Raw genomic sequence first — 9,707 nt, 5'->3', positions numbered from 1 at the left:
CCCGCCGGCGCACCCGCGAGAAGCCCTCCGCATGACCACCCTCCCCCACCCCTCCACCAGCCACACGGCACGACCGGCCACCACCCCGAACCCCAGCGAGAAACCCCCCGCATGACCACCGTCCCCCACCCCTCCACCCAGCACACGGCAGGGCCGGTCGCCATCCCGTCCCGCCGCGAGGAGACCCGCGCATGACCACCGCCGCCGGCACCCGCACCACCTCCACCACCCGCGCACCGGGCGGCCCGACCGCCGGCTGGGGCACCACCCGCACCGTGCTGCGGCTGCATCGCGCCGCCCTGCTGCTGTGGGCCCTGACCGTCACGGGCCTCGTGGCCGGCCTGGTGTGGCTCACCGAGGTCACCGCCGATGAGGCCCGCGCCCGGCAGAGGGCCTGCGAACGGGCGGTCCAGGACTGGTGCGACACCACGTTCGACGTCGGCCACGTCGGCGACGTCAGCGAACCGCTCACCTGGATCGGCCTGGTCACCTGCTTCTCCTACGTCGCCGTCGCCGCCTTCGCGGGCGGGGCGCTGATCGGCCGCGACCTGGAGAACGGCACCGCCCGGCTCGCCTGGACCCAGGGCGTCTCCCCCGCCCGCTGGCTGACCGCCAAGCTCGCCGTCCCCGCGCTCGCCGTGACCGCCGGCACGACCGTCCTGGTCATGGCGTTCCGCTGGGCCTGGGAGGCCAACCTGGACCTCACGTACGACGAGTGGATGTACGGCGAGGCCTACCTCGCCCGCGGTACGACCGCCGTCGCGTACGCCCTGTGCGCCCTCGCGCTCGGCACGCTCGCCGCGTTCCTGCTGCGGCGCGCCCTGCCCGCCCTGGGCGCCGCCGTCGCGGCGTCCGGGCTGCTCCACTTCGTCCTGGACCGCTACCGCGGCTCGCTGTGGCCCGCCGTGACCCGCACACTGCCGGTGGACCACGACACCCTGCCGGAGAACGCGTGGCAGGTGGACTACGGCGTCCTGGTCAACGGCCGACCGGCGCCGGACGCCAAGCCCTGGACGTGCGAGGGCTCGGCCGCCGAGACCCAGCGCTGCCTGGACGACATGGGAGTCACCGGCTTCTTCTCCACCTTCCACCCCGAGTCGCACTACTGGCCCCTGCAACTGGTGGAGTCCGGCATCGTCCTCGCCGTCGCCGCCCTCGCGGCCACGGCCTCCTTCCTCCTACTCCGCCGACGCACGGCCTGACCCCGCCACCACTCACCCCTCCCGCCCCCGGCCCTCCACGCCTCCCCACCCCGCAAGCCCTCCGACCAGACCCCACCCCATACCCCCACACCGACACATCCCTCCCTGCCCGAGGGACGCACGACCCCCGCGAGCCGCCCCCCGATATCCCACACGCCATGTCGCCGTAACCGTCGGTTCAGACGACCTTGCGACGCTCGGCCAATGAACCCGGTCGTGCCCGAGCCTTCGCCGCCCCCCGAGGGAAAGCGCCCCCATAAAGGCTCCGCCGCGCTCCCGCCCGCACGTTCTGACGCGCCTGTAAAGGTGCTGGCGCGGAACAATGGGGTCATGAGCCAGCAGAACACCCAGGCCCCGGTCCAGCACGTACAGCCCTCCGTGGGCTCCATAGCCGCGCACCGCCCGCACACCGTGGCCGCCGCGGTCTCCGACCTGGAACCCGACATCGATGCCGACCTCGACGCGTACGAGGAGGCACAGCCGGACGGTGTCCAGCTGCCGCAGGGTCGTTTCCTCGACCGGGAGCGCAGCTGGCTCGCGTTCAACGAGCGCGTGCTCGAACTGGCCGAGGACCCGAACACGCCCCTCCTCGAGCGGGCGAACTTCCTCGCCATCTTCGCCAGCAACCTCGACGAGTTCTTCATGGTCCGGGTCGCCGGCCTGAAGCGCCGTATCGCCACCGGCGTCGCCACCCGCTCCGCCTCCGGCCTCCAGCCGCGCGAGGTGCTGGAGATGATCTGGGCCCGCTCGCGCGAGCTGATGGCCCGGCACGCCGCGACCTACCACGAGGACGTCGCCCCCGCACTCGCGGAGGAGGGCATCCACCTGGTCCGCTGGAGCGAGCTGACGGAGAAGGAGCAGGCGCGGCTCTTCACCCTCTTCCGGCACCAGATCTTCCCGGTGCTGACCCCGCTGGCGGTCGACCCCGCGCACCCCTTCCCGTACATCTCGGGCCTCTCGCTGAACCTCGCGGTCGTCGTCCGCAACCCCGTCAGCGGTCACAAGCACTTCGCGCGCGTCAAGGTGCCGCCGCTGCTGTCCCGCTTCCTGGAGAGCTCCCCCGGCCGGTACGTCCCCATCGAGGACGTCATCGCCGCGCACCTGGAGGAGCTGTTCCCGGGCATGGAGGTGCTGGAGCACCACGCCTTCCGCCTCACCCGCAACGAGGACCTGGAGGTCGAGGAGGACGACGCGGAGAACCTCCTCCAGGCCCTGGAGAAGGAACTCATGCGGCGCCGCTTCGGCCCGCCGGTGCGCCTGGAGGTCGAGGAGTCCATCGACCGCGAGGTGCTCGACCTGCTGGTGCGCGAGCTGAAGATCAGCGAGGCGGAGGTCTACCCGCTCCCCGGTCCCCTGGACCTCACGGGCCTCTTCCGCATCCACAGCCTTGACCGGCCCGAACTGAAGTACCCGAAGTTCATCGCCGGCACCCACCGCGACCTCGCCGAGGTGGAGTCGGCCTCCCCGCCGGACATCTTCGGCGCCCTGCGCAACCGGGACGTGCTGCTGCACCACCCGTACGACTCGTTCTCGACGTCCGTGCAGGCCTTCCTGGAGCAGGCGGCCGCCGACCCGGACGTCCTCGCGATCAAACAGACCCTGTACCGGACCTCCGGCGACTCCCCGATAGTCGACGCGCTCATCGACGCCGCCGAGTCCGGCAAGCAGGTCCTGGTGCTGGTCGAGATCAAGGCCCGCTTCGACGAGCACGCCAACATCAAGTGGGCGCGCAAGCTGGAGGAGGCCGGCTGTCACGTCGTCTACGGCCTCGTCGGCCTGAAGACCCACTGCAAGCTGTCCCTGGTGGTCCGTCAGGAGGGCGAGACGCTCCGGCGTTACAGCCACGTCGGCACCGGCAACTACCACCCGAAGACGGCGCGCCTGTACGAGGACCTCGGCCTGCTCACCGCCGACCCGCAGGTCGGCGCGGACCTCTCCGACCTCTTCAACCGGCTCTCCGGCTACTCCCGCCGCGAGACCTACCGCCGGCTGCTGGTCGCGCCCAAGTCGCTGCGCGACGGCCTGGTCTCCCGCATCGAGAAGGAGATCCAGCACCACCGCGCCGGGCGCCCCGCCTCGGTGCGCATCAAGGTCAACTCGATGGTCGACGAGGCCGTCATCGACGCCTGCTACCGGGCGTCCCAGGCCGGCGTGCCCGTCGACATCTGGGTGCGCGGCATCTGCGCGGTCCGCCCGGGCGTGCCCGGCCTGTCGGAGAACATCCGCGTCCGCTCGATCCTCGGCCGCTTCCTCGAACACTCCCGGATCTTCGCCTTCGGCAACGGCGGCGAGCCCGAGGTGTGGATGGGCAGCGCCGACATGATGCACCGCAACCTCGACCGCCGTATCGAGGCCCTGGTCAGGGTCACCGACCCGGCCCACCGCGCCGCCATGAACCGGCTGCTGGAGACCGGTATGTCCGATGCCACCGCCTCCTGGCACCTCGGCCCGGACGGCGAGTGGACCCGGCACGCGGCCGACGCGGACGGCCAACCCCTGCGCAACGTCCAGGAGATGCTCATAGACGCCCGGAGGCGCCGGCGTGGCACAGCAACACCATGACCTGACGGACCCCTCGGCCGGGCCCGCCGCCATGGCCCGGACGGGGGAGGCCCTCGCGGCCTATCTGCGGGCGCAGGCCACGGAGTTCCTCCGGGCGCTGCGCCTGCACCGGGAGTCCGGGGGCGGCGGGTCGAACGGCTCGGCCGCCGCCGCGGTGGACTCCGTCGACGCGGCCCGCGCCCTGCGCCGTTCGGCCCGCCGCATCAGCGGCACCCTGCACACCTTCCGCCCGCTCCTCGACCCCGACTGGTCGGAGGAGATCCGCCCCGAACTGGCCTGGCTGTCCGGCACCCTCGCCCTGGAGCACGCCTGCCAGGCCCGTCTGGAGCGGCTGCTGCTGGCACTGCACCGCCTGTCCGGGGCGACGGTCCTGCCCGCGCAGGCGGACTCACCCGCGGGCCGGCGGCCCGCCGGGACGGAACGGGGGCGCGACGGGGGCGCCCCCGCCCGGGCCCGGTCGAAGGCGGGCGAGGACCCCGCCGCGAACGCCCCCACCGCCCTCGCCCAGGACCGAGGCAAACTCGCCCCGCACGGAAGCACCCCCACCCCCGACCGCGGCAACCTCACCGTGGGCGCGGCGAAAGCGGGCGCCCTGCTCGACCGTCAGCTCACCCTCGCCCGCACCCGGGCCCACTCCACCGCGCTCCAGGCCCTCGGCTCCTCCCGCTTCCACGCCGTCGCCGACAAGGTCGCCGTCCTGGCCAGCGAGGTCCCGCTGACGCCCGCCGCCGCCACCGCCGACCTGCGTCCCCTGGCGGCCGCCGCCGAGGAACGCCTCGCCGAGGCCGTCGCCGCCCTGCCGCTGGTCACCGCCGGCCACCCGTACAACGCGGAGGCCCTGGTCCACGGCCTCTCCCCGGACCCTGCGCCGCACCCGCAGGACGCGCCCTGGCACCAGGTCCGCCTCCTGCTGCGCCTGCACCGCTACGGCCTGGAGGTCCTGCACGGCGGCGACACCCCGCTCGACGTCCGGCTGATCAGCGCCGGTCAGGCCCTCGACCGCCACCGCGACGCCTCCGAGGCGGCGGCCGCCGCGGCGCACGCGGCCCGTACCCCACGGATCGCCCCGGCGACGGCGTACGCGCTCGGCGTGCTCCACGCCGACCAGCGCCACGAGGTCGAGGCGGCCCGGTACGCGTTCCAGCGCTCATGGCAGAAGCAGACCATCGGCACCCCCTAGGCGGTGACTGCGTTGAGCTCCCCGAACGACATCCCTGTCCAGGCGGCGGGCTGCGTCCTGTGGCGCCGTTCGCCGGGAGACGGTGAGCTGGAGATATGTCTGGTCCACCGGCCGAAGTACGACGACTGGTCGCACCCCAAGGGCAAGCTGAAGCGTGGCGAGGATCCGCTGGCCTGCGCGGTGCGCGAGGTCGCGGAGGAGACCGGCTACACGCCCCTGCCGGGCGCCGTACTGCCCACCCTCCGTTACCTCGCCCAGGGCCGTCCCAAGGAGGTCCGCTACTGGGCGGCCGAGGCGGTCGCGGGCGGTTTCACGCCGAACGACGAGGTGGACCGGGTGCTGTGGCTGTCCCCGGCGGCGGCCCGCGGCCGGCTCACCCAACCGAGGGACCGCACGCTCGTGGACGCTCTGCTTCAGGTGCTGCACCCGGCATGATCCGGAATCACGCCGTGTCCTCGGCGTAAGCGTTCCGTGACCTAACCACACCGCCGCCAGGGGTTCACCTCGCGTTCATTTACGCCCATAGGCGCCTTCACCTGATCTGCCTAATTTCGGCCTTACCCGGTGCGTGACGCGGCCTGCGGGGCGCGTCGGCGCCGCCCAGACTTTCGCACGCCGCCGAATTCAGGACGGCGGCTCCTGGAAGGATCTCCCTCAAGTGAAGCTTCAGCGCATGAACCGGCGGGCCCTCTCCCTCGGTGCTCTCGCCGTCTCCGGCGCCCTGGCCCTCACGGCGTGCGGCTCCGACGACACCGGCTCCAACAGCGGGGGCGGCACCTCCTCCCCGGCCGCGGCCGGTTCCATCAAGTGCGACGACGCCTCGGGCCAGGTACTCGCCGACGGCTCCTCCGCGCAGAAGAACGCGGTCGACGCATGGGTCAAGCAGTTCTCGGCGGCCTGCAAGGTGGAGATCAACTACAAGGCCGGCGGTTCCGGTGCCGGTGTCACCGCGTTCACCCAGGGCCAGGTCCCCTGGGCCGGTTCGGACTCGGCACTGAAGCCCGAAGAGGTCGAGGCCTCCAAGAAGATCTGCTCCGGCGGCCAGGGCATCAACCTGCCGATGGTCGGCGGCCCGATCGCCGTCGGCTACAACGTCCCGGGTGTCGACAAGCTCGTCCTGGACTCCTCGACGATCGCCAAGATCTTCGACAACAAGATCACCACCTGGAACGACCCGGCGATCGCGAAGCTGAACCCCGGCGCGAAGCTGCCCAACCTGAAGATCCAGGCGTTCCACCGCTCGGACGAGTCGGGCACCACGGACAACTTCACCAAGTACCTGATCGCCACCGCCAAGAAGGACTTCCCGTACGAGGGCGGCAAGGCCTGGCAGGCCAAGGGCGGCCAGTCCGCTCCGCAGTCCTCCGGTGTTGCCGCGCAGGTCAAGCAGACCGCCGGCGCGATCGGCTACTTCGAGCTGTCGTACGCCAAGGACGGCATCAAGACCGTCGCCATCGACACCGGCGCGGCCGAGCCGGTCGAGGCGACCGTCGACAACGCCACCAAGGCCATCGCGGACGCCAAGGTCGTCGGCACCGGCAACGACCTCGCGCTGAAGCTGAACTACTCGACCACGGCCGAGGGCGCCTACCCGATGGTCCTGGTGACGTACGAGATCGTCTGCGACAAGGGCAACAAGGCCGACACCCTTCCGGCCGTCAAGGCGTTCCTGCGCTACGCGGCCTCCGAGGACGGCCAGAAGATCCTCGCCGAGAACGACTACGCGCCCATGCCCGACGACATCATCGCCAAGGTTCGTACGACCGTCGAGAGCCTGAGCTGACCTGAGAGTGCGGTCCGGTCTCCCCAGCGGGACCGGACCGCACCGTCCGGTGCACCGCCGCCAGGAGCCCACAACGCGTGTGGTTCCGCAGACCGGAGAACCCGATGGACACGACACAGATAGCTGACGCACCTCCCCCCACCCCCAAGACTTCCACGGGCGAGCAGAAGCGCGCCGCCCGTGGTGCCACCCGACCCGGAGACCGGATCTTCCTCGGTCTTTCGCGTGGTTCGGGCATTCTGCTGTTGGTGATCATGGCCGCGATCGCGGGCTTCCTCACCTACCGCGCCGTCCTCGCCATCAGCAAGGACGAAGGCAACTTCCTGACCACCTTCGAGTGGAACACCGGTACCAATCCGCCGGTCTTCGGCATCGCGGTCCTGGCCTACGGCACGATCGTCTCCTCGATCATCGCCATGATCATCGCGGTCCCCGTCGCGGTCGCCATCGCGTTGTTCCTCACTCACTACGCCCCCCGCCGGCTGCGCGGCCCGATCGCCTATGTGATCGACCTGCTCGCCGCGGTGCCGTCCATCGTCTACGGCCTGTGGGGCGCCCTGATCCTCGTACCGCAGCTGAACGGTCTGTTCGGCTGGCTGAACGACTACTTCGGCTGGACCGGCATCTTCTCCTGGCAGCAGGGCGCCCCGCGCTCCATGCTCACCGTGGGCATCCTGCTCGCGATCATGATCCTGCCGATCATCACGAACGTGAGCCGCGAGGTCTTCCGCCAGGTCCCGCAGATGCACGAGGAAGCCGCCCTGGCCCTCGGCGCCACCCGCTGGGAAGTGATCCGCATGGCGGTCCTCCCCTTCGGCCGCTCCGGCGTGATCTCCGCCTCGATGCTCGGCCTCGGCCGCGCCCTCGGCGAGACGATGGCCGTCGCCACCGTGCTCTCCCCCGACTTCCTGATCCACGCCAGCCTGCTCGACCCGGGCGGCGGCACCTTCGCCCAGAACATCGCCAGCAAGTTCAGCGAGGCCACCGAGTTCGGCCGGGACGCGCTGATCGCCTCCGGTCTGGTCCTGTTCGTCATCACCCTGCTGGTCAACGGCGCGGCCCGCGCGATCATCGCCCGCCGCAAGGAGTACTCGGGGGCCAACGCATGAGCACCGCACCCTCCCTCGCCCCCAAGCGCCCCAGCACCCTGCGCGGCGGCCGGCTGCCCAAGTGGGCTCCCTGGGCCATCGCCGCCGGATCAGTCGCCCTCGGCGTCGGCATCAGTGCCGCCGCCGGCCTGCACAGCAACATCCAGTGGGCACTGATCGCCGCGATCCTGCACATCCTCGGTACGTACGTCATCGCGGCCCGGGTGGAGAACCGCCGCCAGGCCACGGACCGCGTGGTCACCTCCCTGGTGTGGGTCGCGTTCCTGCTCGCCGTGGTGCCGCTGGCCTCGCTGGTGTGGTCGACCGTCCAACGCGGCGTGAAGGTCCTCGACGGCTACTTCCTGACCCACTCGATGGGCGTGGTCGCCGACTCGGAGACGGGCGGTGGCATCTACCACGCCATTCTCGGCACGCTGGAGCAGGTCGGCCTCGCCACCCTGATCGCCGCGCCGGTCGGCGTGCTCACCGCGATCTACCTGGTGGAATACGGGCGCGGCAACCTCGCTCGGGCCGTCACGTTCTTCGTCGACGTCATGACCGGCATCCCGTCGATCGTCGCCGGCCTGTTCATCCTCAGCCTCATGCTGATGTTCGACATGGAGCCCTTCGGCTTCGCCGGCTCGCTCGCCCTCGCGATCCTGATGATGCCGGTCGTCGTCCGTTCCACGGAGGAGATGCTCAAGCTCGTCCCGAACGAGCTGCGCGAAGCCTCTCTGGCGCTGGGCGTGCCCAAGTGGCGCACCATTCTCAAGGTGGTCCTGCCGACCTCGCTCGGCGGCATCACCACCGGCATCATGCTGGCCATCGCGCGTATCGCCGGTGAGACCGCGCCCGTACTCCTGCTGGTGTTCGGCAGCAAGTTCATCAACGCCAACCCCTTCGAAGGTGCGCAGGCGTCGCTCCCGCTGTACATCTACCAGCAGTACGGATCGGGCGAGGCCCCGGCGTACGACCGAGCCTGGGCGGCGTCGCTCACGCTGATCGCCTTCGTGATGATCCTGAACCTGGTGGCCCGCGGCATCGCCCGCTGGAAGGCCCCGAAGACCGGTCGCTGACGCGGCCATACAGCGACCGAAGATCTGGAAGTGAAGTAGTCATGGCCAAGCGAATCGACGTAAGCGGACTGACCGCCTACTACGGCTCCCACAAGGCGATCGAAGACATCTCGATGACGGTCGAGCCCCGCTCGGTGACGGCCTTCATCGGCCCCTCCGGCTGCGGCAAGTCGACGTTCCTGCGCACGCTGAACCGCATGCACGAGGTGACGTCGGGAGGCCGTGTGGAGGGCAAGGTCCTCCTGGACGACGAAGACCTGTACGGCCCCGGCATCGACCCGGTCTCGGTCCGCCGCGAGGTCGGCATGGTGTTCCAGCGCCCGAACCCGTTCCCCACGATGTCGATCTTCGACAACGTGGCGGCGGGCCTGCGCCTGAACGGCAACTACAAGAAGTCCGAGCTCCAGGACGTCGTGGAGAAGTCCCTCAAGGGCGCGAACCTCTGGAACGAGGTCAAGGACCGCCTGAACAAGCCCGGCTCCGGCCTCTCCGGCGGCCAGCAGCAGCGTCTGTGCATCGCCCGCGCGATCGCGGTGGAGCCGAACGTCCTGCTCATGGACGAGCCCTGCTCGGCCCTGGACCCGATCTCCACGCTCGCCATCGAGGACCTGATCGGCGAGCTGAAGGAACGCTTCACGATCGTCATCGTGACGCACAACATGCAGCAGGCGGCCCGCGTCTCCGACCGCACCGCGTTCTTCAACCTCGCCGCCGTCGGCCAGCCCGGCAAGCTCATCGAGATCGACGACACGGAGCGCATCTTCTCCAACCCGTCGGTCCAGGCCACGGAGGACTACATCTCAGGCCGCTTCGGCT

Annotated in this window: 8 protein-coding genes; all 8 read left to right on the top strand. The window is 70.7% G+C overall.

Going from position 1 to position 9,707, the window contains the following annotated elements; all coding sequences use genetic code 11:
- Positions 1-191: 191 nt before the first annotated feature.
- Positions 192-1,202, top strand: coding sequence for a hypothetical protein (locus tag ALMP_RS17725; protein WP_264929339.1), 1,011 nt, complete (start codon positions 192-194; stop codon positions 1,200-1,202).
- 330 nt (positions 1,203-1,532) lie between these two features.
- Entirely contained in the window at positions 1,533-3,764 is a 2,232-nt protein-coding gene (locus ALMP_RS17720; protein ID WP_375803499.1) for an RNA degradosome polyphosphate kinase, read from the top strand.
- Complete coding sequence (locus tag ALMP_RS17715) at positions 3,745-4,944, top strand: CHAD domain-containing protein (RefSeq protein ID WP_264929337.1); 1,200 nt, start codon at positions 3,745-3,747, stop codon at positions 4,942-4,944. The genes ALMP_RS17720 and ALMP_RS17715 overlap by 20 nt, the downstream gene beginning before the upstream one ends.
- Before the next feature lie 12 nt (positions 4,945-4,956).
- Positions 4,957-5,379, top strand: coding sequence for an NUDIX hydrolase (locus tag ALMP_RS17710; protein WP_264929335.1), 423 nt, complete (start codon positions 4,957-4,959; stop codon positions 5,377-5,379).
- A gap of 223 nt (positions 5,380-5,602) precedes the next feature.
- Positions 5,603-6,727, top strand: a complete 1,125-nt coding sequence (pstS, locus tag ALMP_RS17705) for a phosphate ABC transporter substrate-binding protein PstS (protein ID WP_264929334.1) — start codon at positions 5,603-5,605, stop codon at positions 6,725-6,727.
- A 104-nt stretch (positions 6,728-6,831) separates the two neighbouring features.
- The gene (pstC, locus tag ALMP_RS17700) at positions 6,832-7,836 is read left to right on the top strand and encodes a phosphate ABC transporter permease subunit PstC (protein WP_264929333.1); all 1,005 of its coding nucleotides are present in this window, start codon (positions 6,832-6,834) and stop codon (positions 7,834-7,836) included.
- Positions 7,833-8,891 carry a phosphate ABC transporter permease PstA gene (gene pstA / locus ALMP_RS17695; protein WP_264929331.1) on the top strand — a complete coding sequence of 353 codons (1,059 nt, stop codon included), beginning with the start codon at positions 7,833-7,835 and terminating at the stop codon, positions 8,889-8,891. Before pstC ends, pstA begins: the two co-directional genes overlap by 4 nt.
- A gap of 41 nt (positions 8,892-8,932) precedes the next feature.
- A partial coding sequence (gene pstB / locus ALMP_RS17690) for a phosphate ABC transporter ATP-binding protein PstB (protein WP_264929330.1) occupies positions 8,933-9,707 on the top strand: 775 nt, incomplete at its 3' end.

This window comes from Streptomyces sp. A012304 (genome assembly GCF_026008495.1).
Taxonomy (GTDB): Bacteria; Actinomycetota; Actinomycetes; order Streptomycetales; family Streptomycetaceae; genus Streptomyces.
This window is presented reverse-complemented; position numbering and strand designations above follow the sequence as displayed.